Here is a 14673-nt window from a genome sequence, read left to right on the forward strand (position 1 = left end):
CAGCCGGCAGGATTTCAGCGGCTGGCCAGCTTTTCGCCCGTCCGATCGAGCAGTTCGGAAACCTCGGGCGTCATGACCTCGCCAAAGTCCGCCATTTCATAGAGCGGGCGGATTTCGATCTCGCTCGGGCCGAGCATGGGATTAGGGCAGCGCCTCACCCACTCGACCGCCTCGGCCATGTCCTTGACCTGCCAGAGCCAGTAGCCGGCAACCAACTCACCGGCCTGGAGAAGGGCCCGTCGATGACAGTGCGGTTCGGGCCGTCGAAGGCCACGCGCTTGCCTTGAGACGAAGGCTTCAGCCCATCGCCGGCCAGCATGACGCCGGCATTGATCAGTTCCTCGTTGAATTTTCCCATGGCCTCGAGGAGTTCGGTCGAGGGCATGATGCCCGCCTCGCTGTCCTTCGTCGCCTTCACCAGAACCATCACGCGCATCGTCTTCTCTCCTGTATTCCACGCAGGTCCCATTGGCCTGCCGGCTTTTGCCTTGGTCGCTATTACGCCGACGCCATCTCGCCCATGGTTTCCTTAGCGGCTTCCACGTCCATCCACATCACCTCCCAGATGTGGCCGTCCGGGTCCTCGAAGCTGCGGCCGTACATGAAGCCGTAATCCTGCTTCGGGCCGATATCGATCGTGCCGCCGGCTCCATCTGCCCGGACGATCATGCTGTCGACGGCCTCGCGGCTCTCGGCCGAGATGCAGATCAGCACCTCCGTGGTCTCGCGCGCATTCGCAATTTTCTTCGGCGTGAACTGGCTGAACTTGTCATGGGTCAAGAGCATCACGTGGATGGTTTCGGAGAAGACCATGCAGGCGGCGGTGTGGTCGGTGAACTGTTCGTTCTTCACCGCACCCAAGGCCTCGTAGAAGGCGATGGACTTGGGCAGGTCGCTGACGGGCAGGTTGACGAAGATCAGCTTGGACATGGACGTTCCCCTTTCGGCTTATGATTTGACATTGATTCCATAGAAAGTTATAAATTGCAACTATGAAGTTAGAAAAGATAACTGAAAAGCCTGAGGCCCGCTCCAAACGCCACTACGAGGACGCCTGCGCGGCCGCGCATGCCCTCGACCTCGTCGGCGAGCGCTGGGCGCTTCTGGTGATGCGCGAGCTCATGATGGGTCCCAAGCGCTTCAGCGACTTGCGCGGGAGCCTGCCGGGGATCAGCGCCAATGTGCTCACCCAGCGCCTCGAAGGACTGGAGGCGGCCGGCGTCCTCGTGCGGCGCAAGCTGCCGCCGCCTGCGGCCACTCAGGTCTATGAACTGACGGAATGGGGCTACGAGAGCGAGCCGATCTTTCAGGCGCTCGGCCGCTGGGCGGCGCGCTCGCCCCTGCACGATCCGACTCTGCCGTTCAGCACCGCATCCTTCCTGCTGTCGTTGAGAACGATGCTCGATTCCGGGCAGGCGAAAGGCCTCGAGGCGCGGGTGGGCTTTCGCCTCGGTGAGGAGACGTTCCTCGCCCATCTGGCGGATGGCCGGATCGAGATCACCCGCAGCGCTCTCGACGGCGCCGACCTGATATTTACGGGCACGCCGCCGGTTCTGGCGGGTGCGATCTACGGCGGGCAGCCGCTGGAAGCCCTGGAGAAGACAGGCGCCCTTCAGGTCGAGGGCGACCGCGCCCTCGCCTGGCGCTTCACCGGCCTGTTCCCCCTGCCGCCGAAGGCGTCGAAGCCAGCCTAGCGCAGCGTCTCATCGAAGAAGGTGAGCAGGCGCTTCCAGTGCCGCTCGGCACCGCGCTCGTCATAGACCCTGTTGTCTGGAACGGCCCAGCCATGAGCCATGCCGACATAGTTCTCGATCAGGTGGTCGACCTCGGCCCGGCGCAGGGCCTCCGCCAGGCGCGCCGACTGCTCGGGCGGGAAGCTGTCGTCGACGCCGGCGCTGCCCACATAGACCCGGCCTTTGATTGTCGCCACGTTGAGGTGCGGACTGTCGGGATCATCGTTTGCGAGACGCCCGCCATGGAAGCTCGCCGCAGCGGCGATGCGGTCCGGATAGGCCGCCGCAGCGTTGATGGCGCGGCTGCCGCCCATGCAGTAGCCGACGGTGCCGATCCGGCCCTTGGCGCCGCCTTGCGTCATCGCCTCCAGAAAGGCCGCGCCGTCGCACCGGGTCATGTCCTGGCTCGTCGCTCCGATCATGCCGCGCAACCTGGTGCGGGTGGGCTCTTCCGTGAAGGCCGTCTTGGCGTCGAAGGGGCCATAATCGCCGTAGCGGTAGAAGAGATCGGGCAGCAGGACCACATAGCCTTGATCCGCCAGGCGCTCGGCCATGGCGTCGAGCGCGGGGCGAGGCCCAAAGGCATCCATGTAGAGGATCACGCCAGGCGCTTCGGATGCAGGCCGGCGGCTCGGCCGGAACAGGCCGGCCTTGGCGGTTCCGTCCCGGGTCCTGATCGCGATATCCTGCTTGTCGATATCCTGCTTGGCCATGTCCCATCTCCCATCATGCCTGTCGCGGAACCGCTGCCGACTGGGTGCGTTCCCTGCCTCTCCTATGACCGCATGGGAGCGCTATTTCAAATCCGGCAGCGCCGGCAGGCTCCCTTTCCAAGGCATTCAGCAAGGCATTCAGGATGTCCTCTTCGTCAAAGCCCGGTCTGCAACAGCCGCTCGTTCTCGTGCTCGGCGGCGGCAACGCGCTGGGCTCCTATCTCGCGGGCGCCTACGAACACCTGCAGCAGCGCCGGATCGAGCCGCAATGGATCGTCGGCGGCTCCATCGGCGCAGTGACCGGAGCCATCATCGCCGGAAACGCCCCGGAGGATCGCCTGGAGCGCCTCAAGGCGTTCTGGGACGAGGCGATGATCAGCACGCCGGGCCTGCTCGGACGCGGCACGAAGATTCGCCATGCCTATAACGAGCTGCACACGGTCACCGCTCTCCTGTTCGGCCGGCCCGGCCTGTACGGACACCGTTTCCCGGGCATGCTGTCGATGCTGCCCTGGATGCCGCGCGACGTGGCGCTCTATGACCACAGACCTCTTCAGCAGACACTCGAACGGCTCGTTGACTTCGACCGGCTGAACCGGGCCGACATTCGCCTCACTGTCGGTTGCGTCGATCTCGAAACCGGCAAGGATGTACTTTTCGACAATACCCGCGACAGGCTGGCACCAGAGCACTTTCTGGCGAGCTCCGCCATCACGCCGATCTTCCCGCCGGTCGAGATCGATGGGCGTCTGCTCTGCGATCCGGGCTATACCAACAACCTGCCCCTCGACGTGCCCTTCGCAGAGCCGCCGCAGGAGGACTTCACCTGCATCGCGGTCGAATTGTTCAGCCTTCAAGCCGCGCGTCCGGCCTCGCTCGATTCGGCCGCGGAACGGGCGAACGATCTGATCTTTGCGAGTCCCACGCGTCGGACTCTGAAAGGTCTCGAGCGTGAGTATGCCCTGCGTGAACAGCTGGATCCGGATGGCCCCCAGGCCACGCTGCTTCACCTGGCCTATTATGCGGGAAGCGATGAGCGGGCCGGAAAAACCTTCGACTATTCGCCATCCTCGATTCGCGACCGCTGGGCCGCCGGGCAGCGCGACATGGTGAAGAGCCTCGCGCTCCTGGATAGCGCTCCTACAGACAGGCACCGCCTGCGCTACCTTGCCCTGAGTCCGGAGCAGGAGGCGGCTTCGGCGGAAACCGGCGCTGCAGCGGCCCGCGCCTGAGCCTTCAAGGCCCGCCGGCGAGCGATCCCACCACCGCCATGGTGAGTTCGTCGAGATTGACCTGACCCTCGATGGTGATCGTCTCGGCCTCATCCGTCCTGACGCGCAAGCCCCGCTCGCCGGCATCCGACTGGCGCTTCAGTTCCGCCACGATGGCCTCGCGCACTTGATCCTCAATGTTCATCGCTGCCTCCGTTCGAATGACACCATCAGGCTGTCGAACGTCGGGGCGGACGGCCCTGTTCCACGCTCGGGAACTCAAGGGTCGCTCCGGCCCGCCTTGAGGGCCCGGAACGCTTCCGCCTCCATGGTGCCGCGCTCGTTGTTGCAGGCGGAGCAGGCCAGCACGAGATTGTCGCGGGTGAGCGGACCGCCGTGGGATCTCGGAAACACGTGATCCAGGGTGGCGAGATCAGGGGCGCGCCTCACGCCTGGACCGGGACGGCGCGCCGGGATCCCGCAATAGACGCAGCGCCCCTCGTCACGGGCATAGACATCCTCGAAGAGCTTGATGCGCTGCACGGCTTTCATGGGGCTGGAGTGCTCCTCCTGCGTTGCGGATGTCGTGTGGAACCACAGGAAAGCCGAGTGGTTGCTCCTGCAATCACAGGAGCATACGCCATGGTAGACACCCGCCGCAGGAACCGGAACCCCTTCGACGACGACAACGGCTACGGTGACATGCCCCAGGGCGCCGTGGGTTTCCGCGGCGAGGGTCGGGAATATCCCGGCGGCTACGGCAGCGATGCCAACGAATTCTCCGGAGGCGTCAACGACGACGGGCGGGGCGGTCCGCGCGACGACGCAGGTTTCGACCCCGGCTACAGCCGTCCCAGGTCCGGCTTTGGAGCCTTCGGCACCCGCGATCCGAACGATCCCGATGTTCGCGCCGGCCGGGACGACGATCGTCCTGCATCAGGCCAGTTTCGCGGCCGCGGCCCCAAGGGGTACCGGCGGTCCGACGAGCGCATCCATGAGGACGTGTGCGAGCGCCTGACGGAGGATCCGTTGATCGATGCTTCGAACATCGAAGTTCTCGTGCAGGACGGCGAGATCACCCTCAACGGCACCGTCATGAGCCGCGGGCTCAAGCGCCGCGCCGAGGATCTGGCGGAACTCGCCTCGGGCGTGTCGCACGTTCAGAACAATCTTCGCGTGCAGGGCGTCTGAACCCAGAGGCAGCCCTGTCTATGACAGGGCTGCCTTTCGCGCGTCACGACGCAAGCGGCGAAGTCTCGTATTGGTGCAGCAGATCCTCGACGTCGCGATAGACCGCGATGCAGCCGGCATCCTTCAGGGCCTGCTCCGAAAAGCCTCCTGACAGCACGCCGATGGACTTCATCCGCGCCTTGCGGGCCGCCTCCGCATCATAGGGCGTGTCGCCGACCACCACGGCCTCGTCCGACTTCATTGGAGCAAGCTTCGCGAGCGCGGCCTCGAAGATATCGGGGAATGGCTTTGAACGCTCCGCATCGTCCGACGATGTGGCCGAGTCGATGAGGTCGGCGATGCCTGCGATTTCCTTGTACTGCTCGACCTCGTCGGCCGTGCCGGACGAGGCCAGTACGGATTTCTGCCCTGCCGCGCGGACGCGCTCGAAGAGAGCCCGGACGTTGGAAAAGGGGCGCACCCTGTGCAGGTAGTCGCGCTTGAAGAGATCGGAGCGGAAATCCTTGATCTCGTCGCCCTGTGCCTCGATCACCTCGGGCGGAAGAAGCCCATGCAGGATCTGGTCGCCGCCCTTGCCGATCTGCGAGCGCAGATCCTGAAAGGCGATCTCGTAGCCGAAATGCTTGAGCGCCTCGATCCATGCCTCGGCATGAAGGTCGACCGTATCGATGAGGGTGCCATCGACATCGAAAATAACTGCTTTGATCATATAACGTCAGCTCCGATCCGTTGGCTTCATCCATGCCTGAGTTTGAAGAACAGGATCGTGCCTGCAAGCATGAGGGTAATGCCGTTGGCGGCAATGATGGGAACCTCGCCTTTGAAGAAGCCGTAGGCCAGCCAGAGAGCAAGGCCGGTGATCAGCACCAGGAACATCTTGAGCGAGATGTCTTTCGTCGAGCGCGTACGCCAGACCCTGACCACCTGCGGGATATAGGCCGAGGTGGTGCAGATCGCGGCTGCGTAGCCGATATAGTCCATGAGGGACATGGAGAGGCACCCTTGCGTTGAGAGGCCTCTAACGTCAGGGCTGCAGCGATGTTCCTGCGCCATTACGTCCTGTCTGGTGTGTTGGAGGAACAGCGGAGCCCGCTCCGGCGTTGGCGCGTCCCGAAGCGAGGTGCGATGTTCATGACCGGCAGCACAGACCACATATCGGGCAGGCTCGGGTCGCGTCCTGAGCAGATTGCGGCGCCTCCCGCGGCAGCACCCGGCCGCCATCCCTTGGGCCTGGACGGCAAGCGTGACGGCGCCTTCCTGGTGCCGGGCGGTCTCGACCCGGCGAAGCCCGCTCCGCTGATCGTGGCGCTTCATGGCGCCGGCGGCATCGCAACCCATATCCTCGATCTTGTGGCTGAGGAGGCGGAGCGGCATGGGATCATCGTGCTCGCACCCGAATCGCGCGGCCCTACATGGGATGTGATCAGGGGCGGCTACGGCCCCGATGTTGCGTTCATCGACCGGGCGCTGACGAAGGTCTTCCAGCTCCATCCTGTCGACCCTGCCCGCATCGGGGTGTCCGGCTTTTCGGATGGTGCCTCCTATGCCCTGTCGCTCGGCGTCATCAACGGGGATTTGTTCGACCACATCCTGGCCTTTTCGCCGGGCTTCCTGGTGCCGACGACGACAGCCGACACGCCCCGGATCTTCATCTCCCACGGCATTCGCGACGAGGTGCTGCCCATCGATCCCTGCAGCCGCAGGATCGTTCCCGCGCTTCGGCGGGCGGGCTATGACGTGGACTACCATGAGTTCGACGGCGGGCATGTGGTTCCGCCCGATATGGTCGAGCGCGGGGTGGCCCGCTTCCTTGGCTGAGACCGCCCTGGACATCCCGCCCGAATGGGCGGCAGCGGCGGAGCATGTGTGCCGTCATGCTGTCCGTCGGGTTCTCGTGCTCGGCGCGCGGAACGCGGGCAAGAGCACGTTCTGCCACTTCCTTGCGGAGTTCTCGACCCGGTCCGGCCGAAGCACCGCCCTGCTCGATTGCGATGTCGGCCAGACGATGATCGGGCCGCCGGCCTGCGTGACGATGAGCGATGCGCAGGGCCTGTCATTGGCTTTCGTCGGAACGACCAATCCCGTTCTCGGCTGGCGGCGTCTCGTTGAGGGCGCACACCGTCTGGCGCAGGGAAACGATGCGGATCTGCTGGTCGTCAATACCGGCGGGCTTCTGTCGGGGCCGGGCCTGCGCCTCAAGGCGGCGAAGATCGATCAACTGCAGCCGGACCTGCTGGTGGCCCTCGGGGCGGATCCGGCCCTTGCGACGATCGCCGGCGGGAAACCGTCTCTGCCGGTTCTTCGCCTGCCATCCTCACCGGAGGCCCGGCGCAAGACCGATGGAGAGCGCCGTGCCGTCCGGCGGCAGGCTTTTCGACGCTATTTCGCCGGAGCCACGATCCTTCGTCTCGAACGCGGCATGGTCCGGGAAACAGGCGCGAATGCTCCTCTCCCGGCCGATCTTCTGGTGGGAATCTCTGACCGGGACGGCACCGACATCGGCATGGGCGTGCTGAGGGGTGTCGGGGGCGAGATGCTCGAGGTGCTGTCGCCGGCTGGTGCAGGTTCCATCGACAGGCTTGTTCCGGGCCTGATGTGCCTCGACGAAAATTTCGCCGAACGATCCGTTCCGACGCGGCCCCGGGACGCTTGAGCCCGTCTGCTTACGGCACCTCGGGCTGTGGCGTGGGGTGAACGACCGGCCTGTCCGGCTCCGGCGGCTGCTCCGGCATGGACGATGGCAGGCTTGACGGACCAGACGGTCCAGGTGTCTCCGGCGGGATCGGCATGACGGGCACGGGCTCCGTCGGCGGCGGCTTGGGATAGAACTCGTCCGGCTGCGGACGGCTGCTGGCGCGGTGTGGGGACAAGGCGTCCTCCCTTCATCCTGTCCCTGACAACCGCTCAGGTGCAGGAAGGTTCTCCTGCAGGGCCGCTCGAAACCTGCACGGCCGGTCAGACTTGCGAAACCATAGGACGAGCCCTCGGCTTGACCTTACGTCCGTTTGGGGCCACGACGGCTGGGTGGAACAACGAGCCGGAAGAATCATGCGCACAGCCCGATCCCTCGCCCTTCTCGCCTTCCTCGTCACCGGCTCGACCCTGGCCCAGGCAGCGGACCCTCTGTTCTCGCCTGAACCCATCCAGAGCGCCTCGGGCTGGATCGTCACCGTGAAGGGCAATCTGCGGGCAGGGCCGTCCTATCCCGGTTCGGACGATTTCAGCTTCATCGGCTATCCGTCCCTGAGCTTCCGCCGTGCGGGAACGGTCGAGCGCTTCAGCGCGCCCGACGATGGCCTGAGCTTCTCGTTCCTGGACGAGTCCGTCTTCCGCGTCGGCGTCGTCGGCCGCTTCGTGGGCGGGCGCTACCTGCAGGACAATCGGGAGCTTGTCGGCCTCGACAAGGTCGACTGGGCGGTGGAGCCCGGCGTGTTCGTGGAATACTGGCCCCTCGAGTTCCTGCGCGCCCGCGCCGAGGTCAGGCGCGGCTTTGGTGGGCATGAGGGCTTCGTGGCCGATTTCGGTCTCGATGCGGTGCAGCGCTTCGGCGCCGTCACCTTGTCCCTCGGGCCGAGACTGTCCCTCGGCGACGGCGAATTCACCCGCACCTATTTCGGCGTGACGCCCGAAGAGGCGGCGCTCAACGGCCAGGTGACGGCCTACCGCCCCTCCGGCGGCATCACCTCGGTCGGTGCGACTGGCGCCGTCAGCTACGACTGGTCGCCGCAATGGTCGACCACCGCCTTCGTCACCTACAAGCATCTCGTGGGCGACGCCGCCGACAGCCCGATCGTGCAGCGCTTCGGGTCAGAGCACCAGGTCGGCTTAGGCCTGACCGTGTCCTATTCGTTCGGCTACGCGCCGTAACTGGCTGGAACTGCCGTGGAATGACAAAGCCGCCCGGTGGGCGGCTTTTCTGCATCCGATTGACGGCCCCGTCAGGCCGCGAGGCTCCCTTGGGCTGCGGCTGCGTCGCCGCGGTAGATGCAGCCTTCCGAGGATCCGGCCATGCCGCGCTTGAGCTCGACTTCCTCGAGCCCCGGGAACCGCTCCTTCACAAGCTTCCAGATATATTTGGTGACGTTCTCGAGGGAGGCGATGCCGATCTCGGAATTCAGGTCGAGATTGCCGTGATCGAGGCCGGACCCGTGCTCGCCCTTGATCTCTTTGATGTAGTTCTCGACATCGTAGAGATTGACCGGCCAGCCATAGACGTCGTCGACGGGTCCGCCGAAGGTGAGCTTGACGATGAAGGTGTGCCCGTGAAGCCCGGAATAGGGAGCCACCGAGTGAGCGGCTTCGAATGTGAACTCGCAATAGGTCTTCATTCAACTTGCTCCAGCGATGGTGGATGGTGATGCCCTTGAATAGGGGATCTGCCGGCACAGTGCGACGAAATTTTGCCTATCATGGAACGCCCGACGCACCAACAGGCGCCGCGCCTCAGGCGACTCTTGCATTCTGTCTCAAGGCAGCCAGCGTATGCACCAGATCCCGTGCGGGGCTGGGCCGCCCGAAATAGTAGCCCTGGGCGTCCGTGCATCCGGCGGACTGAACCTGGCGCAGCTGATCCTCCGTCTCGATGCCTTCCGCCACGGTCGGCATGCCGAGGCTTGCGCCAAGATTGGCGACGGACTGCACGATCGCCAGACAATCGGCCCGCTGCGACATTTCACGAACGAAGGACTGGTCGATCTTGATCTTGTCGAACGGAAAGCTTCGCAGATAGCTCAGGGATGAGTATCCAGTGCCGAAATCGTCCATGGCAATGCGCACGCCGAGCCGACGCAACTGATGGAGCATGGATACGGTCATCTCCGTGTCCTGGAGCAGCACCGACTCGGTGATCTCCAGCTCCAGCCGTTCCGGAGCCAGTCCGGACGCGGCCAGGGCCCGGCTGACGCTCTGCACGAGGCCTCTGCTGCGAAACTGAACCGGCGAGAGATTGACTGCCACATGGATATTGCGCGGCCACGTGGCGGCATCCTTGCAGGCCTGATCGATGATCCAATCTCCCAGCGGCGAGATGAGGCCGGTATCCTCCATGACGGGGATGAACTCCGCCGGCGAGACGAGGCCGCGCTCGGGATGGCGCCAGCGCAGGAGAGCCTCATAGCCGCCGATCTCATTGACCTCGATGTTGATCTGAGGCTGGTAGAAGAGCTCGAACTCGCCGGCTCCCATGGCCTTGCGAAGATCCACCTCCAGCGCCCGGCGGGCCTGCAGCTGTGCATCCATGTCCGGCTCGAAGAAGCGGAACGTGCCCCGGCCGTCGGCCTTGGCATGATAGAGGGCCATATCGGCGTGCTTCAGGATCTGGCTCGAGGTCACCGGACCTTGAGCCAAGGCGATGCCGATGCTCGTGCCGATGAAGATCTCCTGCCCGTTGACGCTGAACGGCTCGCGCAGAGCCTCCACGATCTGCGACGCGAGAGCCGCACTCTCGTCCGCCTTGCGGATGCCCGTCTGCAGGATGGCGAATTCATCGCCCCCGAAGCGCGAGATCAGGTTCCGCACCTGACCTTCAACCACAGGGATGCAATTCCGGAGCCGTTCAGCCACGGCCTTGAGCAGTTCGTCGCCTGTTTCATGCCCGAAGGAATCGTTGACGTCCTTGAAGTGGTCGAGATCCAGGTAGGACACGGCGATCGTGCGCCCGTTCGACCTCTTGCTCGCCAGCGCCTGTTCCAGTTGATTGCGCAGCACCACCCGGTTCGGCAGCCCTGTGAGCGCATCCTGGTGGGCAAGGACATGCAGCTCCTCATGGGCATGCCCGAGCAGCCGGTTGTGCCGGTTGAGAAGGAGGATCAAGATGACGCCGACCAGGATCAGGCTCGCGGCGATCCCGGAGAAGGCCCAGTGCAGGCGGATAAGCTCCTGCTGATCTTTCTGGACGAGCGCGGCGCCATGATTGTGCGAGGCCGAGGCAAGCTGTGCAAGCGGCCCCTCCAGTGGACTTAGGATCTCGAGAGCCTGCCGTGCCGCCTCCGGACGCTGGTCGATCTGCTCGATCAGCGGCTGCACCGCCGCAAGCCTTTCCTGAAGCTGGAGAAGGGTCTCACCATGCTCCGGATTGATCTGCAGAAGGTCCTTGAAGCTTCCTTCGTTCAGGATCTGCGCTCTTCCAAGCAGGATCTCGTAGCGCAGCCGCACCTCATCCTTGTCGAACCTCCCGTCGGCACTGCCGAACTCGGCCAGACGCTGTTCGAGCCTCATGAACTCGGATGTGGCCTGCCCCGCCTCCCAGGCCGGGTTGTAGACGGAGATCTGGCGCAGCGCGCCCTGTCGCTGAACCACCAGCACGGAGATGTAGACGGCGGCGATCAGGAAGCCGCCGATCACGAGGGCGATGACCGTTTTGAATGTGCGCAGCGACAATGGGCGGCCTCCGGACCCTGCCTACCCTTGCTATCTCACGTCGATCCGGGCGACCTGCCAGGCTGACCGGGCATAGTAGGTCTGGCTCTTCAGATCGGGATTGCTGTCATAGGGATAGATGATGAACAGGGGGCCCTTGTCGCGCACGGACATGTACTCGCCGTTTCGCTTGAGGGCGAGGATCACGTTGAACTTGCGAAAATCTTCGATCGGGATGTCGGTGGTGTAGTCGTTCAGTGCCACCACGACGACGCGCTGTCCTGTCGCACCGACATGCCCCATCAGCTTGTCGAGAGGCACACCCTCGAAGATGTTCCTGCCTTCGTGCCAGGGCGTCGTCGTCTCCACCTTCACCATGCCGAGTGCTTCGAGCATCGGTCGGTCGAACTGCGCCGTGCTGTCCTTGTTGGTGGCGCTGATCTTTCCGGAAATCGTCAGGATCGGCCTTTCGACCGGGACCGCCAGTGACGCGGCATAGGCCGCTCCCATGATCGCAATGAGCGCGACGAATGCCCCGAGCAAGCTCGTTCTCATCTTGGAGACGGACATGAGGATCCCCTACGGAAAAAGTAATAGAAGCTACAAAACATAAGATAATTGAGCAAACTCTTACATAACTCCGTACGAGAAGCAAAAGCCGGAAAACAATATTATTACAGTTGACGAGATGTGATTTCCCGGCAGCAGGGGCATTGAGCGTTATTGCAGGCAGAGCGCTGGGAGCCGAAAGCCACGAGAGCCTTGGCGTTCCCTTGGAAACCAAAAGCGCCGCCCTGGCAAGAACCAGGGCGGCGCAGGATAGGGAGCGGCGCGAAATCGAGATCCTAGAGAGGCTTGAGCCCCGCTTCGATCTGCGCCCGGCGGGGCTCAAGGAAGGGTGGGAGGGCGAGGCGCTCGCCGAGCTTGTCCATGGGCTCGTCGGTGGCGAAGCCCGGGCCGTCGGTGGCGATCTCGAACAGAATGCCGTTCGGCTCGCGGAAATAGAGGCTCCGGAAGTAATAGCGGTCGACGGGGCCGCTCGACGGCGCCCTTAAGGATTGCAGGCGCTCCCAGCATTCCTGATAGGTTTGCTCGTCTGGTGTGCGGAAGGCCACGTGGTGCACGCCGCCCGCGCCCGAACGGGCCGGCGCAAGCCCCGGCTCGACCGCCACATGCAGTTCCGCGGCAGCACCGCCCTCGCCCATCTCGAACACATGAACCGGCGTGTCGCCGACGCGATACTCCCGGACCGCCCGCATATCCATGGCCTCGGTGAGGACGCGGGCCGTGCGCTCCAGCTTCGGCACGCTGATCCGGATCGGGCCCAGGCCGCGGATCTGGTGCTCGGCCGGCACGGGGCTGCGCTCCCACGGGTGAGCCTCGCCCTGGCCCCCATCGTCGACGAGGCTCAGGCGCTGGCCTTCGAAATCCTCGAAATCGAGGGAGAGGCGGCCGTCACGCTCGATGATCTCGTCGCTGCGCACATGGAGGCTGTCGAAGCGGTCCTTCCACCATGCGAGAGCCTTCTCGCCGTTCACGCGCAGGGCCGTCTGCGCAATGCTGTGGGTGCCGCGCCGCTCGCGCTCCACCGGCCAATCGAAGAAGGTGATGTCCGTACCCGGGGATGCTTTCGCATCCGCATAGAACAGGTGATAGGCGCTCACGTCGTCCTGGTTCACCGTCTTCTTTACGAGGCGCATGCCCAGGGTCTGGGTGTAGAAGGCATGATTGCCGCGCGCATCCGCCGTGACGGCGGTGAGATGATGAATTCCGGTCAGCTTCATGGCGCTCTCCATTCCTGAGAGGCGTAAATAAGCCGGCATTCCCGCTAGGGCGAGTCCTCGATAGCCAAGTTGACTTTGCTCAAATGCAAGAACGCTCTAGCTCGGAGCCGGAGCGTTTGCAGGATTGAACGCTTCTGAAACTCAGGCCGCCTTCGCGCGCAGATCGTCTGGCGTAACGTCGTCCGGAATCGGGCAGCGATAAACGCGGCCGCCGGTGCGCTCCTTCAGCTCCGCCTTGGCGCGGGCGACGAGGTCGGGATTGCGCAAGACATCGGCGGCGGTGGCCGCCATGGCTTTGGCGGCCAGCACCATGCCCTTGTGCGCAGCGGGCAGGTTGCCTTGGGTGACGAGCTGCCAGGTGTGGAACGGCGTGCCGATGGCAAAGCATGCGGTGTGGCACTGCACGGTCGGCACGATCCAGCTCACGTCGCCCACGTCGGTGGTGCCCATCATCACCTCTTCGCGCGTCGGCATGGAGAGGACGCCGTCGTGCAGCACCTTGGTCTTCAGGGAGAGGTCGTGCGGCTTCACGCTCGCGAGGATCTCCTCCTCCGTCAGAGCTGATTTCTGGAGCGTCTCGGCGAAGGCGAGATCGGCCTCATCGAAAGCAGGCGGGCCAAGACGGCGCATGTTCTCGTACATGGCCTCCTGCAGCGCCTTGTTGGGCACGACATTCGAAGTGGCGTCCGTGATCTGCACGGACACGGAGGTCTCCGTCATCAGCGCCGCGCCTTCCGCGATCTTCTTCACGCGCTCGAACAGCCGCTCCGCATCGGGCAGGTGCGGCGAGCGCACGAGGTAGAGCGATTCCGCGTAAGCCTGCACCACGTTGGGCGCATCGCCGCCGGTATTGGTGATCGCGTAATGCACCCTCGCGTCGGAAGGCATGTGCTCGCGCATGTAGTTCACGCCCACATTCATGAGCTCCACCGCATCGAGGGCCGAACGGCCCACATGCGGCGAGGCGGCCGCATGCGCCGCGCGGCCCCGGAAGCGGAAGTAAGCCTGGATGCAGGCGAGCGACGAGGTGGTCGAGACCTCGTTGATCACGTTCGGATGCCAGCAGAAGGCCGCATCGAGATCGTCGAACAGCCCGGCCCGCGCCATGAAGGTTTTGCCTGACCCGCTCTCCTCCGCCGGACAGCCGTAATAGCGCACGGTGCCGGCGATGCCTTCGGCCTCGAGCGCGTCTCTGAGGGCGACGGCCGCCAGGGCAGACCCTGCGCCCAGCAGGTTGTGGCCGCAGCCATGGCCCGGCGCGCCCCTCACGGTCGGCTTGTGCTCGGCGAGGCCGGAGACCTGCGCCAGATCCGGCAGGGCATCGAACTCGCCGAGGATGCCGACGACCGGACCGCCCGAGCCCCATTCGGCCACGAAGGCGGTGGCCATGCCGCCGACATTCGGCGTGATGCGGAAGCCCTCGCGCTCCAGGATAGTGATCTGCTCCGCCACCGAGCGGTGCTCCTCGAAGGCGAGTTCCGGCATGGCCCAGATGCGGTCGCTCAAAGCGCAGTAATTCTCGGCCTTGGCATCCACATGGCGGGCAATGACATCGAGGCTCAAACGGTCGTTGTGCATGGTGCGATGAAATCTCAGGGTGGTGGGATTGGCGCGACCATAATCCATGATTGCGTCGATGAGAAAGGGAGAGGTTGAAGGCTGTGTTTCCCTCCCCCTTGCGGGG

Annotated in this window: 18 protein-coding genes and 1 pseudogene; 6 read left to right on the forward strand and 13 right to left on the reverse strand. The window is 64.4% G+C overall.

Annotated features, from left to right (window positions below; translation table 11 throughout):
• Positions 1–14 precede the first annotated feature (14 nt).
• Positions 15–436, reverse strand: a pseudogene (locus AC0QTX_RS07535) (YciI family protein).
• Between the two features lie 62 nt (positions 437–498).
• Entirely contained in the window at positions 499–930 is a 432-nt protein-coding gene (locus AC0QTX_RS07540; protein ID WP_474603207.1) for a VOC family protein, read from the reverse strand.
• Between the two features lie 62 nt (positions 931–992).
• Here AC0QTX_RS07540 and AC0QTX_RS07545 point away from each other — a divergent pair, with 62 nt between their 5' ends.
• Complete coding sequence (locus tag AC0QTX_RS07545; RefSeq protein WP_474603208.1) at positions 993–1694, forward strand: winged helix-turn-helix transcriptional regulator; 702 nt, start codon at positions 993–995, stop codon at positions 1692–1694.
• Here the strand turns inward: AC0QTX_RS07545 and AC0QTX_RS07550 are convergent.
• On the reverse strand, positions 1691–2446 hold the full coding sequence (locus AC0QTX_RS07550) for a dienelactone hydrolase family protein (RefSeq protein ID WP_474603209.1): 756 nt from the start codon (positions 2444–2446) through the stop codon (positions 1691–1693). The two genes, AC0QTX_RS07545 and AC0QTX_RS07550, sit on opposite strands and share 4 nt — an antisense overlap.
• Positions 2447–2589: 143 nt before the next feature.
• Here AC0QTX_RS07550 and AC0QTX_RS07555 point away from each other — a divergent pair, with 143 nt between their 5' ends.
• Positions 2590–3678, forward strand: coding sequence for a patatin-like phospholipase family protein (locus AC0QTX_RS07555; RefSeq protein WP_474603210.1), 1089 nt, complete (start codon positions 2590–2592; stop codon positions 3676–3678).
• Between the two features lie 4 nt (positions 3679–3682).
• On the opposite strand, the gene AC0QTX_RS07560 is transcribed toward AC0QTX_RS07555, so the two are convergent.
• The gene (locus tag AC0QTX_RS07560; RefSeq protein WP_474603211.1) at positions 3683–3862 is read right to left on the reverse strand and encodes a hypothetical protein; all 180 of its coding nucleotides are present in this window, start codon (positions 3860–3862) and stop codon (positions 3683–3685) included.
• Between the two features lie 74 nt (positions 3863–3936).
• Positions 3937–4209 carry an HNH endonuclease gene (locus AC0QTX_RS07565; RefSeq protein WP_474603212.1) on the reverse strand — a complete coding sequence of 91 codons (273 nt, stop codon included), beginning with the start codon at positions 4207–4209 and terminating at the stop codon, positions 3937–3939.
• A 90-nt stretch (positions 4210–4299) separates the two neighbouring features.
• On the opposite strand from AC0QTX_RS07565, the gene AC0QTX_RS07570 reads away from it, so the two are divergent.
• Positions 4300–4848, forward strand: coding sequence for a BON domain-containing protein (locus tag AC0QTX_RS07570; protein WP_474603213.1), 549 nt, complete (start codon positions 4300–4302; stop codon positions 4846–4848).
• 43 nt (positions 4849–4891) lie between these two features.
• On the opposite strand, the gene AC0QTX_RS07575 is transcribed toward AC0QTX_RS07570, so the two are convergent.
• Complete coding sequence (locus AC0QTX_RS07575) at positions 4892–5557, reverse strand: HAD family hydrolase (protein ID WP_474603214.1); 666 nt, start codon at positions 5555–5557, stop codon at positions 4892–4894.
• Positions 5558–5583: 26 nt separating this feature from the next.
• Positions 5584–5838: a SemiSWEET transporter gene (locus AC0QTX_RS07580; RefSeq protein ID WP_474603215.1), complete on the reverse strand. Its 255-nt coding sequence runs from the start codon at positions 5836–5838 to the stop codon at positions 5584–5586.
• Between the two features lie 141 nt (positions 5839–5979).
• Here AC0QTX_RS07580 and AC0QTX_RS07585 point away from each other — a divergent pair, with 141 nt between their 5' ends.
• Together AC0QTX_RS07585 and AC0QTX_RS07590 are read left to right on the forward strand one after the other, a co-directional pair.
• Positions 5980–6666 carry an alpha/beta hydrolase gene (locus tag AC0QTX_RS07585; protein ID WP_474603216.1) on the forward strand — a complete coding sequence of 229 codons (687 nt, stop codon included), beginning with the start codon at positions 5980–5982 and terminating at the stop codon, positions 6664–6666.
• Positions 6659–7501 (forward strand): Clp1/GlmU family protein, encoded by an 843-nt coding sequence (locus AC0QTX_RS07590; protein ID WP_474603217.1) that lies wholly within the window; start codon positions 6659–6661, stop codon positions 7499–7501. Before AC0QTX_RS07585 ends, AC0QTX_RS07590 begins: the two co-directional genes overlap by 8 nt.
• Positions 7502–7511: 10 nt before the next feature.
• Here the strand turns inward: AC0QTX_RS07590 and AC0QTX_RS07595 are convergent, their stop codons facing one another.
• Positions 7512–7718, reverse strand: coding sequence for a hypothetical protein (locus AC0QTX_RS07595; RefSeq protein WP_474603218.1), 207 nt, complete (start codon positions 7716–7718; stop codon positions 7512–7514).
• A 178-nt stretch (positions 7719–7896) separates the two neighbouring features.
• On the opposite strand from AC0QTX_RS07595, the gene AC0QTX_RS07600 reads away from it, so the two are divergent.
• Positions 7897–8715, forward strand: coding sequence for a MipA/OmpV family protein (locus tag AC0QTX_RS07600; RefSeq protein ID WP_474603219.1), 819 nt, complete (start codon positions 7897–7899; stop codon positions 8713–8715).
• Between the two features lie 71 nt (positions 8716–8786).
• Here AC0QTX_RS07600 and AC0QTX_RS07605 read toward each other — a convergent pair whose 3' ends face one another.
• From AC0QTX_RS07605 to AC0QTX_RS07625, 5 genes are all read right to left on the reverse strand, one after another.
• Positions 8787–9176, reverse strand: a complete 390-nt coding sequence (locus AC0QTX_RS07605; protein ID WP_474603220.1) for a 6-carboxytetrahydropterin synthase — start codon at positions 9174–9176, stop codon at positions 8787–8789.
• A gap of 115 nt (positions 9177–9291) precedes the next feature.
• Entirely contained in the window at positions 9292–11226 is a 1935-nt protein-coding gene (locus AC0QTX_RS07610; RefSeq protein ID WP_474603221.1) for a putative bifunctional diguanylate cyclase/phosphodiesterase, read from the reverse strand.
• A gap of 30 nt (positions 11227–11256) precedes the next feature.
• A complete protein-coding gene (locus AC0QTX_RS07615) occupies positions 11257–11775 on the reverse strand; it encodes a putative pterin-binding protein (protein ID WP_474603222.1) in 519 nt (172 codons plus the stop codon).
• A 275-nt stretch (positions 11776–12050) separates the two neighbouring features.
• Positions 12051–12989, reverse strand: a complete 939-nt coding sequence (locus AC0QTX_RS07620) for a ring-cleaving dioxygenase (RefSeq protein ID WP_474603223.1) — start codon at positions 12987–12989, stop codon at positions 12051–12053.
• A gap of 141 nt (positions 12990–13130) precedes the next feature.
• A complete protein-coding gene (locus tag AC0QTX_RS07625) occupies positions 13131–14567 on the reverse strand; it encodes a M20 family metallopeptidase (RefSeq protein WP_474603384.1) in 1437 nt (478 codons plus the stop codon).
• Between the last annotated feature and the right edge of the window lie 106 nt (positions 14568–14673).

The organism is Microvirga sp. jy35, from assembly GCF_056148915.1.

Excerpts from the sequence above, each read along its gene's own strand:
- AC0QTX_RS07540 (WP_474603207.1), bottom strand. The coding sequence starts at position 930 with ATGTCCAAGCTGATCTTCGTCAACCTGCCCGTCAGCGACCTGCCCAAG.
- AC0QTX_RS07545 (WP_474603208.1), top strand. The coding sequence starts at position 993 with ATGAAGTTAGAAAAGATAACTGAAAAGCCTGAGGCCCGCTCCAAACGC.
- AC0QTX_RS07550 (WP_474603209.1), bottom strand. The coding sequence starts at position 2,446 with ATGGCCAAGCAGGATATCGACAAGCAGGATATCGCGATCAGGACCCGG.
- AC0QTX_RS07555 (WP_474603210.1), top strand. The coding sequence starts at position 2,590 with ATGTCCTCTTCGTCAAAGCCCGGTCTGCAACAGCCGCTCGTTCTCGTG.
- AC0QTX_RS07560 (WP_474603211.1), bottom strand. The coding sequence starts at position 3,862 with ATGAACATTGAGGATCAAGTGCGCGAGGCCATCGTGGCGGAACTGAAG.
- AC0QTX_RS07565 (WP_474603212.1), bottom strand. The coding sequence starts at position 4,209 with ATGAAAGCCGTGCAGCGCATCAAGCTCTTCGAGGATGTCTATGCCCGT.
- AC0QTX_RS07570 (WP_474603213.1), top strand. The coding sequence starts at position 4,300 with ATGGTAGACACCCGCCGCAGGAACCGGAACCCCTTCGACGACGACAAC.
- AC0QTX_RS07575 (WP_474603214.1), bottom strand. The coding sequence starts at position 5,557 with ATGATCAAAGCAGTTATTTTCGATGTCGATGGCACCCTCATCGATACG.
- AC0QTX_RS07580 (WP_474603215.1), bottom strand. The coding sequence starts at position 5,838 with ATGTCCCTCATGGACTATATCGGCTACGCAGCCGCGATCTGCACCACC.
- AC0QTX_RS07585 (WP_474603216.1), top strand. The coding sequence starts at position 5,980 with ATGACCGGCAGCACAGACCACATATCGGGCAGGCTCGGGTCGCGTCCT.
- AC0QTX_RS07600 (WP_474603219.1), top strand. The coding sequence starts at position 7,897 with ATGCGCACAGCCCGATCCCTCGCCCTTCTCGCCTTCCTCGTCACCGGC.
- AC0QTX_RS07605 (WP_474603220.1), bottom strand. The coding sequence starts at position 9,176 with ATGAAGACCTATTGCGAGTTCACATTCGAAGCCGCTCACTCGGTGGCT.
- AC0QTX_RS07615 (WP_474603222.1), bottom strand. The coding sequence starts at position 11,775 with ATGTCCGTCTCCAAGATGAGAACGAGCTTGCTCGGGGCATTCGTCGCG.
- AC0QTX_RS07620 (WP_474603223.1), bottom strand. The coding sequence starts at position 12,989 with ATGAAGCTGACCGGAATTCATCATCTCACCGCCGTCACGGCGGATGCG.
- AC0QTX_RS07625 (WP_474603384.1), bottom strand. The coding sequence starts at position 14,567 with ATGCACAACGACCGTTTGAGCCTCGATGTCATTGCCCGCCATGTGGAT.